The organism is Blautia luti (assembly GCF_033096465.1).
GTDB classification, from domain to species: domain Bacteria; phylum Bacillota; class Clostridia; order Lachnospirales; family Lachnospiraceae; genus Blautia_A; species Blautia_A luti.
In genome coordinates this window covers 2,966,168-2,983,528 of record NZ_AP028156.1, presented here as the reverse complement: position 1 = coordinate 2,983,528, position 17,361 = coordinate 2,966,168, and the positions used below count along the sequence as shown (strand labels likewise).

The 17,361-nt window shown below is 44.1% G+C and carries 16 protein-coding genes; 12 read left to right on the top strand and 4 right to left on the bottom strand.

The window, feature by feature from the left end; all coding sequences use genetic code 11:
* The first annotated feature begins 85 nt into the window (after positions 1 to 85).
* The 4 genes from R8695_RS13780 (at position 86) to mtnA (ending at position 5,101) form a co-directional block, all read left to right on the top strand.
* Entirely contained in the window at positions 86 to 1,612 is a 1,527-nt protein-coding gene (locus R8695_RS13780) for a sugar ABC transporter ATP-binding protein (RefSeq protein ID WP_118511102.1), read from the top strand.
* A 45-nt stretch (positions 1,613 to 1,657) separates the two neighbouring features.
* On the top strand, positions 1,658 to 2,668 hold the full coding sequence (locus tag R8695_RS13775; RefSeq protein WP_118511100.1) for an ABC transporter permease: 1,011 nt from the start codon (positions 1,658 to 1,660) through the stop codon (positions 2,666 to 2,668).
* 74 nt (positions 2,669 to 2,742) lie between these two features.
* A complete protein-coding gene (mtnK, locus tag R8695_RS13770) occupies positions 2,743 to 3,957 on the top strand; it encodes an S-methyl-5-thioribose kinase (RefSeq protein WP_154779631.1) in 1,215 nt (404 codons plus the stop codon).
* A gap of 22 nt (positions 3,958 to 3,979) precedes the next feature.
* Positions 3,980 to 5,101 carry an S-methyl-5-thioribose-1-phosphate isomerase gene (gene mtnA, locus R8695_RS13765; RefSeq protein WP_154779632.1) on the top strand — a complete coding sequence of 374 codons (1,122 nt, stop codon included), beginning with the start codon at positions 3,980 to 3,982 and terminating at the stop codon, positions 5,099 to 5,101.
* A 205-nt stretch (positions 5,102 to 5,306) separates the two neighbouring features.
* On the opposite strand, the gene R8695_RS13760 is transcribed toward mtnA, so the two are convergent.
* The 4 genes from R8695_RS13760 to R8695_RS13745 all read right to left on the bottom strand — a co-directional run bounded on the left by R8695_RS13760 (position 5,307) and on the right by R8695_RS13745 (position 8,768).
* Positions 5,307 to 6,059, bottom strand: a complete 753-nt coding sequence (locus R8695_RS13760) for a DeoR/GlpR family DNA-binding transcription regulator (protein ID WP_118511094.1) — start codon at positions 6,057 to 6,059, stop codon at positions 5,307 to 5,309.
* Between the two features lie 85 nt (positions 6,060 to 6,144).
* Positions 6,145 to 6,789, bottom strand: coding sequence for a dihydroxyacetone kinase family protein (locus R8695_RS13755; protein ID WP_154779633.1), 645 nt, complete (start codon positions 6,787 to 6,789; stop codon positions 6,145 to 6,147).
* 20 nt (positions 6,790 to 6,809) lie between these two features.
* Complete coding sequence (locus tag R8695_RS13750; RefSeq protein WP_154779634.1) at positions 6,810 to 7,802, bottom strand: dihydroxyacetone kinase subunit DhaK; 993 nt, start codon at positions 7,800 to 7,802, stop codon at positions 6,810 to 6,812.
* A gap of 252 nt (positions 7,803 to 8,054) precedes the next feature.
* On the bottom strand, positions 8,055 to 8,768 hold the full coding sequence (locus tag R8695_RS13745) for a phosphatase (protein WP_154779635.1): 714 nt from the start codon (positions 8,766 to 8,768) through the stop codon (positions 8,055 to 8,057).
* A 315-nt stretch (positions 8,769 to 9,083) separates the two neighbouring features.
* On the opposite strand from R8695_RS13745, the gene R8695_RS13740 reads away from it, so the two are divergent.
* The 8 genes from R8695_RS13740 (at position 9,084) to R8695_RS13705 (ending at position 17,206) form a co-directional block, all read left to right on the top strand.
* Complete coding sequence (locus R8695_RS13740; RefSeq protein WP_154779636.1) at positions 9,084 to 11,609, top strand: glycyl radical protein; 2,526 nt, start codon at positions 9,084 to 9,086, stop codon at positions 11,607 to 11,609.
* A gap of 31 nt (positions 11,610 to 11,640) precedes the next feature.
* Entirely contained in the window at positions 11,641 to 12,432 is a 792-nt protein-coding gene (locus tag R8695_RS13735; protein ID WP_118511084.1) for a glycyl-radical enzyme activating protein, read from the top strand.
* Between the two features lie 190 nt (positions 12,433 to 12,622).
* The gene (locus R8695_RS13730; RefSeq protein WP_118511082.1) at positions 12,623 to 13,492 is read left to right on the top strand and encodes a class II aldolase/adducin family protein; all 870 of its coding nucleotides are present in this window, start codon (positions 12,623 to 12,625) and stop codon (positions 13,490 to 13,492) included.
* A gap of 20 nt (positions 13,493 to 13,512) precedes the next feature.
* Positions 13,513 to 14,904 carry an aldehyde dehydrogenase family protein gene (locus R8695_RS13725; protein WP_118511080.1) on the top strand — a complete coding sequence of 464 codons (1,392 nt, stop codon included), beginning with the start codon at positions 13,513 to 13,515 and terminating at the stop codon, positions 14,902 to 14,904.
* A 27-nt stretch (positions 14,905 to 14,931) separates the two neighbouring features.
* Positions 14,932 to 16,149 (top strand): zinc-binding dehydrogenase, encoded by a 1,218-nt coding sequence (locus R8695_RS13720; RefSeq protein ID WP_118511078.1) that lies wholly within the window; start codon positions 14,932 to 14,934, stop codon positions 16,147 to 16,149.
* A 47-nt stretch (positions 16,150 to 16,196) separates the two neighbouring features.
* The gene (locus R8695_RS13715) at positions 16,197 to 16,511 is read left to right on the top strand and encodes a BMC domain-containing protein (RefSeq protein ID WP_118511076.1); all 315 of its coding nucleotides are present in this window, start codon (positions 16,197 to 16,199) and stop codon (positions 16,509 to 16,511) included.
* 73 nt (positions 16,512 to 16,584) lie between these two features.
* Entirely contained in the window at positions 16,585 to 16,860 is a 276-nt protein-coding gene (locus R8695_RS13710) for a BMC domain-containing protein (protein ID WP_117850752.1), read from the top strand.
* 37 nt (positions 16,861 to 16,897) lie between these two features.
* Positions 16,898 to 17,206, top strand: a complete 309-nt coding sequence (locus tag R8695_RS13705) for a BMC domain-containing protein (protein WP_118511072.1) — start codon at positions 16,898 to 16,900, stop codon at positions 17,204 to 17,206.
* Positions 17,207 to 17,361: the final 155 nt, after the last annotated feature.

The following is a 17,361-nucleotide window of genomic DNA, read 5'->3' as shown; positions in this document are numbered from 1 at the left end:
GAGGCGTCGGGGTTGAGGCTCCGACGCCGCTTTTTCCGTACTGGATTATCTGTGGCGGAAAAGAATTACGGAAAAGAGGGAATATATGGATAAAATCACACTTGGAACACGAAAAGTTTCCATAGAATTTCCTGGTGTAAAAGCTCTTTCAGATGTAGATTTCGAGATTTCAACCGGTACGATCCATGCAGTTATGGGCGCCAATGGAGCAGGTAAATCCACATTGATGAAAGTTCTGGCGGGTTCTAATCCGGATTACACAGGAGAGGTTTTATATAACGGAAACGTCGTGGAATTGAGAAATCCGGCTGCCGCAAAGAAACTAGGCATCCAGATTGTATATCAGGAAGTTGATATGGCGTTGATCCCAACACTTTCAGTAGCTGAGAATGTAATGTTTAATGATATGGTCATGAACATGGGGCATAAACAGTTTATCAATTATGGAAAAATTAGAAAAGATGCAAAAGAAGCTCTGGCCCGCCTGAATATTAATATTGATGTAAAGAGATGGTGTGGTACACTGACACTGGCGCAGAAACAGATGGTCCTGATAGCACGTGCGGTTCAGAATTCATGTAATTTCCTGATACTGGATGAGCCGACAGCACCATTATCAGATACGGAAACAGAGGAACTGTTCCGTGTTGTAAAACATTTAAGAGAAACAGAAAATATTGCTATTATCTTTATTACACATCGTATCCAGGAGGTCCTTCGAATCTGTGATTCTTACACAGTTATGAGAAACGGACAAGTTGTGGATACCACTCCGATCACACCACAGACAACTTCGAAAGAGATCGTTGATAAAATGCTTGGACGTTCTTTCGAAGAGAATTTCCCGAAAGAAACATGTGAGATTGGAGAGAAATCATTTGTCATAGAACATCTGTCTGAACGGGAAAATCGTGTAAAAGATGTGTCTATGTATGTTAGAAAAGGAGAAATCGTCGGACTTGCCGGTCTGGTAGGTGCAGGGAAAACAGAACTTTGTAAAACTATTTTCGGTGCATACCATAAATCGGGAGGTACGCTTACATTAAATGGCAAGGAGCTTAAGATCAAGAATCCGTCCGATGCCGTAAAGAACAGAATTGCGCTGGTACCTGAGGAACGACGTAAAGAGGGCGTACTTGTTGCAGAGACAGTAACCTTTAATGTATCTGCCGCATGCCTTGGGGATTTCTGTACCATGTCTTTCGTAAATGACCGCGAGACAGCACAGAAAGCAAAAGAATATGTAGAGAGTCTTAGTATTAAGACCCCTTCAGTAAAACAGAAGGTTGCATACCTTTCAGGAGGAAACCAGCAGAAAGTTGCTGTTGCCAAATGGCTGGCAGCAGACTGTGATGTATATATTTTTGATGAACCTACAAAAGGTGTAGACGTTGGTGCGAAGCAGGAGATCTTCCATCTGATCAATCAGATCGCGAAAGACGGAAACTGTGTCATCTATGCTACCTGCGAGAACTCGGAGCTGTTATCCATAACAGACCGTATGTATGTCATGTTTGACGGCAGGATCATGGCAGAACTTGAAACTGCAAAAACCACCGAAGATGAGATCATGCATTATGCTACAGGTTCGGAGGAGAAATATGCAGGCTGATATCTGTAAAGATATCAGGCATCAATGTATTGGGAGGAAAATAATATGGTTCAGAATTCAAAGATGAAAACGATTGGGAAAGGATTGCTGAGCTGGGCTGCTGTGATCGTTCTGGCAGTTTCAGTTATCATCTTTACCACTATCAGAGGTACAGCATTTTTTTCAGTTAACAACCTGATGAATATTCTTCGATCCATGTCTGTAGTTACGATTTTTGCTCTTGCAGCAACAGTATCTATGGCACCGGATGGATTCGATATGTCAGCCGGAACGCTGGGTACATTCAGTGCCTATGTTTTCGCAGCACTGTTCCTGTGGTTCGGAGCTCCGCTGTGGCTGGCAATTGTTCTTACAATTGCGTTTACAATGGTAATGTATCTGCTGACAATGTTCCTGATTCTTGTATGCAAGATTCCGGATATGCTGGCAACCTGTGCGTTGCAGTTCGTACATGCAGGTCTTGGCCTTGCTTTTACAGGTGGTAGTGCTGTATCAGCTGGTCTGAGTGCTCCGAAATGGTTCGGTGCATTCCACGGAGGAGATATCACACCTATCCGTAAAGGATGGACAAACGGTTCTATGAACATCGGTAAATCCCCGTATATCATTATCATCATGCTTCTCTGCGTAGTAGTATGCTGGGTACTTCTGGAAAGAACCAAACATGGTCGTTACTTATATGCAATGGGCGGAAACAAAACCGCAGCAAAACTTTCCGGTATCAATGTTAAGAAATACAGATTTATGGCAGGTATGTTCGCAGCTGTATTTATCGCAGTTGCAGGTATCGTTGTATGTTCCCGTAACTCCGCAGCACAGATCAACAGCTGTGACAGTTATCTGATGAGCTCCCTGGCAGCAGTATTTATCGGACGTTCTGTAGGTGGAGCTGAGAGACCAAACGCACTTGGAACAGTTGTAGGTGCTCTTCTTATTTCCACACTGGAAAATGGTCTGACAATGTGCGGTGTTGTTTACTATGTACTTCCTGCAGTTAAAGGTGCGGTTCTTTGCCTTGCACTGGTTGCAGCGTATATCACTGTAAAAGAAGATTAATAAAGAACAGTTTATGACAGATATCATAACGGATAGACAGATAAAACGACAGACAGAATATGGAGGAAAAAAATATGTCAAACTATGATTCTTATTTTCTTATGAAAGCTGATGATGCAGTTGAATATGCAAAGGAAAAAGTTCCGCAGATCGAGTGGGATGCAGAAAGCATGACTGCAAAGGAAATCGGAGATGGAAACCTTAATTACGTATTTAAAGTAACTGACGCAAAGGGCCATAGCGTAATTATCAAACAGGCTGGTGTGGAGACACGTATTTCTGCTGATATGAAACTGGATACAGACAGAAACAGGATCGAATCTGAGATTCTTGTTCTGGAAGGCAAACTTGCACCTGGATATGTACCGGAGATTTATTTCTATGATACAGTAATGAGCGCATGCGGCATGGAAGATTTAAGTGATCATGAGATCATGCGTACAGCAATGCTGGAACATAAAATTTTCCCGAAATTCGCAGATCAGATTTCCACATTCATGGCACAGGTTCTTATGGGAACCACAGATGTGGTAATGGATCATCAGGAGAAAAAAGAACTTCAGCGTAAATTTATCAATCCGGAATTATGTGATATCACAGAAGCTCTGGTATACACAGAACCATATAACGACGAGAGAGGACGCAACCATGTATTCCCTCCGATCGCAGATTTCGTAAAAGAAAAACTTTATGATGACCAGGAACTTCACTGTGAAGTTGCCAAATTAAAAATGGACTTCATGACAAGAGCACAGTCCCTGATCCACGGTGATTTACATACAGGTTCTATCTTCATTAATGATGAAAGTACAAAGGTATTTGACCCTGAGTTCTGCTTCTATGGGCCGATGGGATATGATATTGGTAATGTGATCGCAAATATGATCTTTGCATGGGCAAACGGTGATGCAGCAGGCGCAGCAGACTTCTGTAAATGGGTAGAAGATGTTCTGGTAGATGTCATCAACATGACAAGAGAGAAAATGGAAAAATACTATGATGAACATGTAACAGATACAATGTGCAAGAATGAGCTGTACAAGAAATACTATATGGATACCATCATTGAAGATACTTCAGCAGTAACTGGTCTGGAAATGATTCGCCGTATTGTTGGTATGGCAAATGTAAAAGATATCACAACGATTGCAGATGAAGCGAAACGTGCACGTGCAGAGAAGATCTGTATCACAGCTGCCATTGATTTCATCAAGAACAGAAATGATAAGAAATGCGGCAAGTGTTTCCTGAAGACTCTGACAGATGCAATTGCTGAAGTAGATGCATAAAGAACATAACTGATAAAAGGAGATGGATATTATGGAAAATGCACTTAATCTGGATACCGTAAAACTTGCGGAAAATAAAAAAGAGATCGTGATCCTGGATCAGACACTTCTGCCGAACCAGTGTAAATATCTTAACATTTCCACAGCAGGAGACATCTGGGAAGCAATCTATTCACTGAGAGTAAGAGGAGCACCGGCGATTGGCGTTACAGGCGCATATGCCTACTATGTACTTGCAAATCAGATCGAAACAGAAGATAAAGATGAATTCGTAAAAGAATGCACAAAGATGATGGAGTACATCAACTCCTCCAGACCTACAGCAGTTAACCTTTCCTGGGCTCTGAACCGTATGCACAATGTAATGCTTACAGAGAAAGATCATATGAATATTCCGGAACTGAAAGTCCGTTTGATGAAAGAAGCAGACAATATCAGAGAAGAGGATATTCAGATCAGCCGAAATATCGGTACCTACGGATTTGAACTTCTGGAGAAACTCGGAAAAGGTGTGGGAATCATGACGCACTGTAATGCAGGAACACTGGCAACTGCCAAATATGGAACTGCATTAGCTCCAATGTACATTGCTCTGGAACATGGCTGGGATCCGAAAAAAGATCTTCATGTTTACTGTGATGAGACCCGTCCACTTCTGCAGGGCGCAAGATTAAGTGCTTATGAAATGCAGGCTGCAGGCATTGATACTTATGTACAGTGCGATAACATGGCATCCTATACCATGAAGAGCGGCAAGATCGGAATCATCTTCGTAGGATGTGACCGTGTAGCTGCCAATGGAGATTTCGCTAACAAGATCGGTACAAGCGGAGTTGCCATTATTGCGAAACATTACGGAGTTCCGTTCTATGTATGCGCACCGTCATCTACTATTGATATGACTCTGGAATCAGGTGATGAAATTCACATTGAGCAGAGAAAAAGCGAAGAAGTTACAGAAATGTGGTATGAGAAACGTATGGCTCCGGAAGGAGTTGGCGTTGTAAACCCATCCTTCGATGTAACAGATCACAGTCTGGTTACAGGTATTATCACAGAAAAGGGTATTGCTTATGAGCCGTTCAAAGAATCCTTCGAGAAGATGGGAATCAAACCTGTAGAGAAATACGTAGATAAAAAATAAAACAGGAACCCTATGAACAGAGCCGCTGCGAAACAGATGAAAATCTATGAAGCAGCGGCTTCTTTTTGGCGCTGAATGGAGTAAATTTCTATAGTAGATTCCTATAGAATAATAATTTCTTATAGAAAAAGCAGGTTCCGGAGAACCTGCCATTCAAGGCGTTGCAAATTATGACTGCATTTGTTCTGATCTGAAATGCCTGATATCAGTAATATCTGATATTGTTTCTGTCCAGGAAATCCTTCCATTCAGGGGAAAATTCCGTATCCATGACAATACCATCCAGCTCTGGCAGAGGTGCCACGCTGGTAAAAGAAACCTTATCCAGTTTGGAGTGGTCTACTACAAGATATTTCTGTTTGGCATGGGAGAGTGCCAGATGATGGATCACTGCGGAAGTATCACTGGTGTCCGTGATGCCGAATTCGATATCGACACTTCTGCAGGAGATAAATGCCTTATCGAAGAAATATTGTTTCAGGCTGCGGTGTGTACTGCTTCCTTCGAAACTTTTGGTCCTGTGGGAATATTCTCCTCCGATAAGGAACAGATGAATAGTCTGCGAGGAGGACAGAATATTGGCAATCTCCAGGGAGTTCGTGACAACTGTCAGTTTCCTGCTGGCGATCTTGTTGGCAATAAACCATGCTGTAGTAGAATTGTCCAGATAGATGATCTCTCCGGTCTGGATCAGGGCATCACATTTCAGTGCGATGGCCTTTTTTTCCTCTGTTTTCAGAACCTGTCTGGTGGAAATATCAAGGTCATTCTGGACACCATCCAGGATGTACGCACCGCCGTGGGTACGGATCAGCTCATGTTCCTGTTCCATGGCGCGCAGGTCACGGCGGATGGTTTCACGGGTTACGTTCATGCGGACTGCAAGGTCTGCAATAGTAACGCTTTTGTTTTCCTGCAAAAGTTCTTTTATGAGATTTTGACGTGAAATTGCAAGCAAATAAAGTGCCTCCTTTCATGCCTTATAAAATACAAACAGCCGCAGTCCTTATTTTAATGGACTGCGGCTGTTTTGAAAAGCTGAATTATTTACAAATATAATTATTTAATCCCAGAATTTTGTAATAACCGGCCACAGCTCCCTGATCTTCGACTCCTACGCATTGTGCAGCATGTACAGCGGCTTTTCCGAAAACAGGAACCATATCTTTCGTTGCTTCCACTCCGGCTTTGGCTGCTTCCAGTGCTCTGGTAATAACTTCCTGGAGAGAAGCTCCTTCTTTGGCTGCTTTATCAGCTGCCTGTGCGGCTGGTAGAATAGAATCATAGATCGTGCGCTGACCTGGTTCACATTTGCCTCGTTTCTGAACGCCGGCAGCGAAACCTGTGAGATAAGCGGCCAGCCCGGCAGCGTCTATCTCGGTTTTTCCTTTCAGGGCTTTTCCGCCTTCCATAATACCGGTTGACATAAGAAATCCCATTGTGGACGGAACCAGGGAGGACATTTTCATGCCGGATTTCATAAGGAGTTTCCCTACATCTCCGGCAGCACCGTCTGCTTCCTGGCGCATAATATCGGGAAGAGAACCGTAGCCTTTACTCATGGTAAGGCCGAGATCCCCATCTCCCAGGCGGGCGTCCATTTCACATAATTCTTCTTTTTTTTCTATGAACAGATCGCCTACACTTGCGAATAAATCAGGAATCTGTTCGAAAAGGATTTTGTCCATTTTTATTCCTCCTCAGGCTTTTATTTCTGGCAGATGAATGGAGTATTTACAGGATGGTCCATATATTTCTTCATTTCATCGTTCATTTTGCAGATAGAAATGGAAGCACCGGCCATTTCCATGGATGTTGCGTATTCACCTACGATGGCCTTATAAATCTTGATTCCTTTGGAATTCAGGATCTGTGTAACATCATTGAATAAGATGTACAATTCCTCTATAGAAGTAGCACCAAGACCATTGATCAGGATGGAAACTTCTTCGCCTTCAGCTACCGGCATGTCACCCAGAAGTGTATTGAGGGATTCTTCTGCAATTTCATGGGATGTTTTCAGAGGGCCGTTCCATACACCTGGCTCCCCGTGGATTCCCATACCCATAGCCATTTCATTTTCTTTCAGTTCGAAGTTGGCATGTCCTACTTCAGGGATGATGCAAGGGGTTAAAGCGAAACCTACAGTACGTGTGTTATCTTTGGCAAGCTGTGCTGCTGCAAGGACTTCGTCCAGTGTACCGCCTTCGTCAGCTCTGGCACCGGCAGCCTTGAACATAAAGTAGATTCCTGCTACTCCACGGCGTGTAGCCGGATCTTTGTGAGAGTTAACGTCATCTGCACCTACAATGCTCTTGCACTCAATGTCATCCATATCGCAGAGGTCAGTAGCCATATCGAAGGTCATGATATCTCCCGTATAATTTCCGTACAGGTATAAAACACCGGCACCTGCTTCTACTTCCTTCGTAATATTATAGATCTGCTCAGGGGATGGAGACTGGAAAACACCGCCTACTCCGCAGCCATCGATCATTCCATCTCCTACATAACCCAGAAACAGTGGAAGATGCCCGGAACCGCCGCCTGTGATGATCGCTACTTTACCTGGTTTCTTTTCTGCTCTGCAGTAGCAGCGGAGATCGTCAGCTGCATATTTAACCTGATCTGAATGAGCTGCGTAGATACCTTTGAGCATATCATTTACATAATTTTCCGGTGCATTGATAATTTTCTTCATAAGATGCCTCCTTGCTGTTAGAATGTAATAAAATTGAATAATTAAAAGGTTAGATAATAGAAAAACCTTGTTTTTTGTAACTATAATTTTAAGTCCTTTGCCATGGTTTGTCAATTAAAATGTACTGAAATGTGGCTTTTTTTGGAATAAAATTATCCAAAATAACCAAAAAAACAACATAACAGGAAAGAATGCTTCCGGAAGGGCGAAAAACAGCACAGAAAAAGGCAGGCTGCCGTAAGGCCTCCTGTCTCAGCGTGTCTGAAGAAAAACTTTTAACCTGGGGATCTGATTGTTAAGAATGAGAGATTCGGGAAACATAAACTGGTGGACAAATTCTGCTGCGTTTGTGAAATCTCCGATATGTCCGGTGCCGTGGCTGTCACTGGAAAGAATGACAGGAAGTTTATAGCGGAGAGCGCAGTGCAGGATCTGTGCGGCATTCGCCCGGGTGTCTCCTCTGTAGCTGCCGGGGGTCAGAGATGCTTCGTTGATCTCAAAGATCACGTGTTCATTCTGGGCTGCTCTGGCGAGAGCATCGTAATCCACCGGGAAATGGGAATCATCGCAATGCCCCAGAACTTTGACTGCCGGATGTTTCATGGCATTAATATATGCCTGGGTGTTCTCCGAAACAGAACCGGATCTGTAATTCTGTCGGTGCATGCTGATGATGGCGTAATCCAGATTATTCAGCAGTTCATCTGAAAGATCAATATGTCCCTCTGTATCAAGAATGTTTAATTCTACTCCGTAAAAGAGTTCAATCCCGAATCGCTTCCTGGGGCAGAAAGGGAGACTCCTAAAATAGGAAGAAGTTCCTGAAGCGAGGGTTCCGGGACCGTGATCGGAAATGCCCAGAAGTTTAAGCCCTTTTCTGCTGGCTTCCTTTGCCATATCGGAGATGGTACAGCTGGTACCGTGGCCGCTGGCAATGGAGTGGGTGTGTATATCAGAAAGATACATAAAAATGCCTCCTGATTGTAATAAAAATTCTTTTGGTTCTGAATACAGTATGGCAGATGAAAAAGTGAATGTCAATCAAAATTCAAAATAAAAACAACAAATTATAAAATAGAATCCAAACAAAAAACAACACTAAAACCAGATGAAATATGTTGTTTCTTGTTGACCTTGAGAGTTGGGTGGAGTATAATGAGAGCATATGAAAACATGGAATATAATTGCATTTTTACAGCATTGGAATTATGCCGCCGAAGCAGTATGCAGCAGGTGGAGAACTCCTGAAAAGAGGGTTCAGATCCATGAGAAAGGAGCAACATGGAAAAATTTCAAACATCAGATATTCCCAAATCTCCCAGGATCCAGAAACTGGTAGACGCATTATATGCACATATGCCTGTGATCGAATCTGCCAGGGCCAGACTGGTTACGGAATCTTATAAGGAAACCGAAGGGGAGCCCATTATCACCCGCAGGGCGAAGGCATTCGCACATATTCTTCGTAATATTCCCATCATTATCCGTGATGATGAGCTGATCGTGGGAAGCAGTACCATTGCACCCAGGGGATGTCAGACATTTCCGGAGTTTTCCTATGAATGGCTGGAAGCTGAACTTGATACAGTAGCCACCAGGACAGCAGACCCATTTGATATTGCAGAGAAAACGAAGGCAGAACTGAAAGAGGCAGATAAATACTGGAAAGGCAAAACCACCAGTGAACTTGCCACTTCTTATATGGCACCGGAAGCGATCCGGGCTATTGAGCATAATATTTTTACTCCGGGAAATTACTTTTATAATGGCGTAGGCCATGTAACTGTAAAATACTGGGAAGTGCTGGAGATCGGATTCGAGGGAATTATGGGGAAGGCACAGGCAGAACTGGATCACTGCAATGTAGGGGATGGAGATTATGCAAGAAAATCCCATTTCCTGGAAGCGGTGATCTTAAGCTGTCAGGCTGTTATGGATTATGCTGCCCGTTACGCGAAGCTTGCGCAGAAGATGGCAGACCAGACCAGTGATCCGGTGAGAAAACAGGAACTTCTTATTATATCTGCGAACTGCAGCAGAGTACCGGCGAAAGGTGCACAGAGCTTTTATGAAGCCTGTCAGTCATTCTGGTTCGTGCAGCAGCTGATTCAGATGGAATCCAGCGGACATTCTATTTCACCGGGACGTTTTGACCAGTATATGTATCCTTATTATAAGAAGGATATGGAACAGGGAATCATTACCCGTGAGTTTGCGCAGGAACTGATGGACTGCATCTGGGTGAAATTCAATGACCTGAATAAGTGCCGCGATGCCGCATCAGCAGAGGGATTTGCAGGATACAGCCTTTTCCAGAACCTGATCGCAGGAGGTCAGAATAAAGAAGGCGAAGATGTGACCAACGATCTTTCTATTATGTGTATTCAGGCATCTATGCATGTACATCTTCCGGCACCATCCCTTTCTGTGAGAGTATGGAACGGTTCGCCTCATGAATTCCTGATCAAGGCAGCAGAGCTTACCAGAACAGGAATCGGACTTCCGGCATACTACAATGATGAGGTGATCATTCCGGCATTACAGAACAGAGGTTTATCTCTGGAAGATGCCAGGGACTACAATATCATTGGCTGTGTAGAACCGCAGAAAGCAGGTAAAACAGAAGGATGGCATGATGCTGCATTTTTCAATATGTGCAGACCGCTGGAACTTGTTTTCTCCAATGGTATGGATAAGGGTGAGATGGTTGGAATCCCTACCGGTGATGTCGCTCAGATGAAGACTTTTGATGAGTTCTTTGATGCTTATAAGAAGCAGATGGAATACTGTATTTCCCTGCTTGTCAATGCGGACAATGCCATTGATGTGGCTCATGCAGAGAGATGCCCGCTTCCATTCCTTTCCTGTATGATAGATGACTGCCTCAAAGAGGGAAAATCTGTTCAGGAAGGTGGAGCTGTTTACAATTTCACCGGTCCTCAGGGATTCGGAATCGCCAATATGGCAGACGGACTTTTCGCAATACGTAAGCTTGTCTATGAGGAGAAGAAAGTTTCCATGGAGGAACTTAAGGAAGCTCTTGCATGGAATTATGATAAGGGGCTGGATGTACAGTCTGCCAGTGACATGACGGAAATGATCATGAAAGCCATGCAGAAAGCAGGCAGAGAAGTGGATGCTTCTACTGCGGAAGGCCTTTTGAAGACATTTATCGGCATGAAACCGGGTGAGCAGAAGACACAGAGATTTAAAGAAATCCATGATATGATCGATGAAGTTCCGAAATATGGTAATGATATTCCGGAAGTTGATTATTTCGCAAGGGAAGTTGCGTATACCTATTCGAAACCTCTTCAGAATTACCACAATCCAAGAGGTGGACAGTTCCAGGCAGGCCTGTATCCGGTATCTGCCAATGTACCGTTAGGCGGACAGACCGGCGCCACACCGGACGGCAGATATGCACATACACCTGTGGCAGACGGTGTTTCCCCGTCAGCAGGCAAGGATGTGAAGGGACCTACAGCAGCGGCTACTTCCGTATCCAGACTGGATCACTTTATCGTATCCAATGGAACCCTGTTTAACCAGAAGTTCCATCCGTCAGCATTATCCGGAAGAGAAGGACTGGAGAAATTTGTAGCTCTGATCCGTTCCTATTTTGATCAGAAGGGTATGCATATGCAGTTTAATGTAGTGGATCGTGCTACACTTCTGGATGCACAGGAACATCCGGAGAAATATAAACACCTGGTAGTCCGTGTTGCTGGATACAGCGCACTGTTCACTACACTTTCCCGTTCCCTTCAGGATGATATCATCCGACGTACAGAACAGGGCTTCTGATACAGGAAGCAGAAAGCGAAAAGGTGAGCGCATGGACTATTTGGATATAAAGGGCAGGGTGTTTGATGTCCAGAAATATTCTATCCATGACGGTCCGGGAATACGTACCATCGTGTTTCTGAAAGGATGTGTTCTGCGGTGCAGATGGTGCTGTAATCCGGAATCTCAGGAATATCAGATCCAGACCATGAAGGTTCTTGGAGAGGATAAGATCATCGGACGGGATGTGACAGTCAGAGAGATGATCGAGGAAGTGGAGAAAGACAGACCGTATTATTACCGCTCCGGAGGAGGAATGACTCTTTCCGGAGGAGAATGTCTCTGCCAGCCGGAATTTGCAGGAGCCCTTCTGCGGGCTGCGAAAGAGCGAGGGATTTCCACAGCCATCGAGAGCATGGCATGTGTGAAATGGGAGACGATTGAGAGTATCCTTCCTTATCTTGATACGTATCTGATGGATATCAAACATACGAATACAGAGAAACATAAAGAGTTTACAGGACGGTCCAATGAGCTGATGCTGGAAAATGCCAGAAAGGTGGCACTGTCAGGACAGACCCGGCTGGTGATCAGGGTTCCGGTGATCCCCACATTTAATGATACTGTGGAGGAGATCCAGGGAATTGCCAGATTCGCAGATACACTTCCGGGAGTAGATAAGATCCATCTTCTGCCATATCACAGACTGGGACAGGATAAGTATGAAGGACTGGGCAGACCGTATCTGATGGGAGATATGGAACCCCCTTCGAAAGAACAGATGGAAACACTGAAAAAAGCAGTTCACGCAGTAAGTGGTCTGGATTGTCAGATCGGTGGCTGACAGAGAATTTCCCTGTCAGGATCAGCAGGACGTCAAAAATCATAAACAAAAATAAAACAAATAAAAACAACATAAAAAACACAACAAATACAACATAAAACAACGGGATTCTATTGACTTTTTGCACAAAATATTATACAATCACAACATAAACGTCAACGAATCCAATGCCTTAAGGAGGAAAATGAGCATGGTAAACGAATTTGAAATCAAAAAACAGATCTGCGACATCGGAAAACGAATCTACAACCGTAACATGGTTGCAGCAAACGACGGAAATATTTCCGTGAAACTCAATGATAATGAGTTCCTTTGCACACCTACAGGTGTATCTAAAGGATTCATGACACCGGAGTTTATCTGTAAAGTAGACAGAGAAGGAAATGTAATCCAGGCAAACCCGGGATTCAAACCATCTTCTGAGATCAAAATGCATATGAGAGTTTATGAGAAGAGACCGGACGTAGGTTCTGTTGTACATGCTCATCCAATCTATGCTACATCTTTTGCAATCGCAGGCATTCCGCTTACACAGCCAATCATGCCGGAAGCAGTTATTTCTCTTGGATGTGTTCCGATCGCTGAGTACGGTACACCTTCCACAATGGAAATTCCGGATAACCTTGAGAAATATCTTCCATACTTCGATGCAGTTCTTCTTGAGAACCACGGAGCACTTACATGGAGCACAGACTTAAATGCAGCTTATATGAAGATGGAATCCGTAGAATTCTACGCACAGCTTCTGTATCAGACCAAACTTCTTGGTGGACCTAAGGAATTTGATGAGAAGAACATCAAGAAACTGTATGAAATCCGTCGTAAATTCGGTATGGCAGGTAAACATCCTGCAAATCTCTGCCTGAATAAAGATGGTCATAACTGCCATAACTGTGGCGGTGCATGCCATGATGGTGAATTCAAGAAATTCCCTGGATATCAGTATGATTTCGTAGGCGGTGATTCCAAACCGGAAGAAGCAGCTCCGGCAGCACAGACAGATGCAGAGCTTGTAGCTGAGATCACAAAGAAAGTAATGGCTCAGTTAGGACTGAAATAATCTAAAAGGGGGACAGTCTCATGCCAATCAGTGAGAATATGGTACAGGAAATTGTACAGCAGGTTATGGCAAAAATGCAGATAGCAGACACTCCGGCAGGAAAACAGCATGGCGTATTTAAAGATATGAACGATGCCATTGAGGCTGCGAAGAAGTCTCAGGAGATTGTACATAAAATGTCCATGGACCAGAGAGAAAAAATTATTACCTGTATCCGTAAGAAAATTAAAGAAAATGCAGAAATCATGGCCCGTATGGGTGTAGAAGAAACCAAGATGGGTAATGTAGGAGATAAGATCCTCAAACATCACCTTGTTGCAGATAAAACACCTGGAACAGAAGCAATCACTACAACAGCATGGTCAGGAGACAGAGGTCTTACACTTGTTGAAATGGGACCTTTCGGTGTAATCGGTGCGATTACACCTTGTACAAACCCAAGTGAAACAGTCTTATGTAATACAATGGGTATGCTGGCTGGCGGAAATACAGTTGTATTCAATCCACATCCGGCAGCAGTTAAGACATCCCTTTTTGCAGTGAATCTTGTAAATGAAGCTTCACTGGAACAGGGCGGCCCGGATAATATCGCTGTCAGCGTAGAGAACCCTACACTGGATACAAGCGCTATTATGATGAAACATAAAGATATTCATCTTTTGGTTGCAACAGGCGGACCTGGAGTAGTAACAGCGGTTCTTTCCTCAGGAAAGAGAGGAATCGGTGCAGGAGCTGGTAACCCGCCGGCACTGGTTGATGAAACAGCTGATATCCGTAAAGCAGCAAGAGATATTGTAAACGGATGTACATTTGATAATAACCTTCCTTGTGTTGCTGAGAAAGAAGTCGTTGCAGTTTCTTCCATTATGGATGAACTGATGCATTATATGTTAACAGAGAATGACTGCTATCTTGCTTCCAAAGAAGAACAGGATAAACTGGTAGAGACAGTTCTGGCAGGCGGCAAGCTGAACCGTAAATGTGTAGGCCGTGATGCAAGAACACTTCTCTCCATGATCGGTGTAGATGCACCGACAAATATCCGCTGCATCATTTTCGAGGGACCAAAGGAACATCCTCTGATCACAACAGAACTTATGATGCCGATCCTGGGTATCGTAAGAGCAAGAGATTTCGACGATGCGGTAGAGCAGGCTGTATGGCTGGAACATGGCAACCGTCATTCAGCACATATCCATTCCAAGAATGTAGACCGTATCACGACTTATGCGAAAGCAATTGATACAGCCATCGTAGTAAAGAACGGCCCGTCCTATGCATCCCTTGGATTCGGATCAGAAGGATATGCCACATTTACAATTGCAAGCCGTACAGGCGAGGGTCTTACCTGCGCAAGCACATTCACCAAGAGAAGACGCTGCATCATGGAAGACAGTCTCTGCATTCGATAGACAATTTGATTTAAGGAGAGAAAGAACATGGACATGAATAATGTAAATATTGAAGAGATCGTGAAACAGGTTCTCTCCGGCATGACAGGAAACGCACCGGCGCAGACAGCAGCACCGGCAGCATCAACTGGAATCCCGAAGACAGCCAGAGTAGCTGTATTAACAGAGAAAGAGCATTTTGACATCAAAGAATATCCAATTCCTCCGATCGGGGATGATGATATCCTTGTTAAAGTTGAAGGATGCGGTGTGTGCGGTACAGATGCACATGAATTTAAGAGAGATCCATTTAACCTGATCCCGGTAGCCCTTGGACATGAAGGAACCGGTGAGATCGTGGCAATGGGGAAGAATGTTAAAGTAGATACAGCAGGAAAACCTGTAAAGATTGGCGATAAAGTCGTTACCTGTATGATCTTCAAAGATGATCCTGAGATCACAATGTTTGACTTGAACAAAAAGAACGTAGGCGGAGCTGATGTATACGGACTTCTTCCGGACGATGATGTACATCTCAACGGATGGTTCTCCGACTATATCTTCCTCAGAGGCGGAAACTTCGGAACTACATTCTTCAATGTAAGTGATCTGGATCTGGATTCCCGAATCCTTATCGAGCCGTGTGCAGTACTTGTACATGCAGTAGAAAGAGCAAAAACAACAGGAATCCTTCGTTTCAACAGCAGAGTAGTAGTACAGGGATGCGGACCGATCGGACTGATCTGTATCGCAGTACTCCGTACTATGGGTGTAGAACATATCTGCGCAGTAGACGGCAATGAGAAACGTCTTGAGTTTGCGAAGAAAATGGGTGCAGACACAAGCGTAAACTTCATGAATTATAAAGGAATCGAAGCACTGACAGAAGCTGTTAAAGAAGCTCAGGGCGGACACCTTGCAGATTTTGCATTCCAGTGCACAGGAAACCCGAAAGCACATGCAAATATTTATAAATTCATCCGCAACGGCGGCGGTCTCTGCGAGCTTGGATTCTTCATCAATGGTGGAGATGCTACCATTAACCCGCACTTTGACCTCTGCTCTAAAGAAATCAACCTGGTTGGATCATGGGTTTATACTCTGAGAGACTATGTAACAACCTTTGATTTCCTTAAGAGAGCGAAAGCGATCGGACTTCCGATGTCAGAACTGATCACTGACAAATTCCCGTTAGAGCAGATCAATGAAGCTCTTCAGACCAATCTGGCAATGACAGGCCTTAAGATCGCGGTTGTAAACAAATAATTAATCTGGCAGTAAATTACGAAGCCTGACAATAAAGGAGAAACGAAATGGCAGAAGCTGTAGGAATTTTAGAGGTATTCGGGCTGACAACAGCCTTTGTAGCAGGCGATGCCGGATGCAAGGCAGCCAATGTCCGCCTGGAAGTATTCGATAAGAATAAACCGGCCAATGCTGACAGCCTGCCGGTGCCACTCCTTGTCTGTGTTAAATTCAGAGGAAGTGTAACTGATGTTACCGCAGCTGTGGAGGCAGGCATGGAAGTTGCAAACAGAATGACTGGTGTGGTACAGCATCATGTAATCCCCAATCCTGAGGAAGGAACGGAGAAAATGCTGAAGATCAGCGCCCTGGATAAGGAATAGCAGTTGCATATCCTTCAGGTATCAGTTAAGATATAAATCAGATAATTTCATGTAGATTCAGGAGGAAATAAAAATGGCACAGGAAGCATTAGGAATGGTTGAGACCAGAGGACTTACAGCAGCGATCGAAGCAGCCGATGCAATGACAAAGGCAGCTGAAGTATCACTGGTAGGAACAGAGAAGATCGGATCCGGACTTGTAACAGTTATGGTTCGCGGAGATGTAGGAGCTGTTAAGGCTGCAGTAGAAAGCGGAAGTGCAGCAGCATCCAGACTTGGCGAATTAGTAGCTACACATGTAATCCCGAGACCTCATACAGATGTAGAAAAAATTCTTCCAAGCATCTGACCAGTCACGGAACAAAAGTATTTAAAGGAGTTCGCTCATGAGTAAATCATACGGATTTATAGAGATCACAGGTGTCGTTGCAGCAATCGATGCACTGGACATCATGTGCAAAACAGCAGACGTTGAGCTGGCGTCATGGGAACGTAAGCTGGGCGGACGACTGGTTACTATTATAGTCGAAGGTGATGTATCTGCCGTTACAGAAGCTGTGAATGCAGCTGTGGCAGGTGCCATCAAGAAACCTGCAAGTTATGCAGTAATTGCCCGTCCCCATGAAGAAACAGTCAGAATGGTGGAATTAAGTGCAAGCCGCTGGAAGAATAAAGAGAAACAGGGGGATGAATAATGGCTGAACCAAAGAAACCGGAAGCAGACAATACAGCCCCCGAAAAGGCAACTGCCACAGGAAAGACCCGCAGGGGTACACGCAGCAGAGCCAAAGCTGCTGAGAAACCAGCAGATACGGCGGCTGAAACAGTAAAAGAAACAGAGCCTAAAAAG

What these genes read in the sequence shown, in the direction of transcription:
- R8695_RS13780 (WP_118511102.1), top strand. Translation starts at nt 86, where the DNA reads ATGGATAAAATCACACTTGGAACACGAAAAGTTTCCATAGAATTTCCT.
- R8695_RS13775 (WP_118511100.1), top strand. Translation starts at nt 1,658, where the DNA reads ATGGTTCAGAATTCAAAGATGAAAACGATTGGGAAAGGATTGCTGAGC.
- mtnK (WP_154779631.1), top strand. Translation starts at nt 2,743, where the DNA reads ATGTCAAACTATGATTCTTATTTTCTTATGAAAGCTGATGATGCAGTT.
- mtnA (WP_154779632.1), top strand. Translation starts at nt 3,980, where the DNA reads ATGGATATTATGGAAAATGCACTTAATCTGGATACCGTAAAACTTGCG.
- R8695_RS13755 (WP_154779633.1), bottom strand. Translation starts at nt 6,789, where the DNA reads ATGGACAAAATCCTTTTCGAACAGATTCCTGATTTATTCGCAAGTGTA.
- R8695_RS13750 (WP_154779634.1), bottom strand. Translation starts at nt 7,802, where the DNA reads ATGAAGAAAATTATCAATGCACCGGAAAATTATGTAAATGATATGCTC.
- R8695_RS13745 (WP_154779635.1), bottom strand. Translation starts at nt 8,768, where the DNA reads ATGTATCTTTCTGATATACACACCCACTCCATTGCCAGCGGCCACGGT.
- R8695_RS13740 (WP_154779636.1), top strand. Translation starts at nt 9,084, where the DNA reads ATGGAAAAATTTCAAACATCAGATATTCCCAAATCTCCCAGGATCCAG.
- R8695_RS13735 (WP_118511084.1), top strand. Translation starts at nt 11,641, where the DNA reads ATGGACTATTTGGATATAAAGGGCAGGGTGTTTGATGTCCAGAAATAT.
- R8695_RS13730 (WP_118511082.1), top strand. Translation starts at nt 12,623, where the DNA reads ATGGTAAACGAATTTGAAATCAAAAAACAGATCTGCGACATCGGAAAA.
- R8695_RS13725 (WP_118511080.1), top strand. Translation starts at nt 13,513, where the DNA reads ATGCCAATCAGTGAGAATATGGTACAGGAAATTGTACAGCAGGTTATG.
- R8695_RS13720 (WP_118511078.1), top strand. Translation starts at nt 14,932, where the DNA reads ATGGACATGAATAATGTAAATATTGAAGAGATCGTGAAACAGGTTCTC.
- R8695_RS13715 (WP_118511076.1), top strand. Translation starts at nt 16,197, where the DNA reads ATGGCAGAAGCTGTAGGAATTTTAGAGGTATTCGGGCTGACAACAGCC.
- R8695_RS13710 (WP_117850752.1), top strand. Translation starts at nt 16,585, where the DNA reads ATGGCACAGGAAGCATTAGGAATGGTTGAGACCAGAGGACTTACAGCA.
- R8695_RS13705 (WP_118511072.1), top strand. Translation starts at nt 16,898, where the DNA reads ATGAGTAAATCATACGGATTTATAGAGATCACAGGTGTCGTTGCAGCA.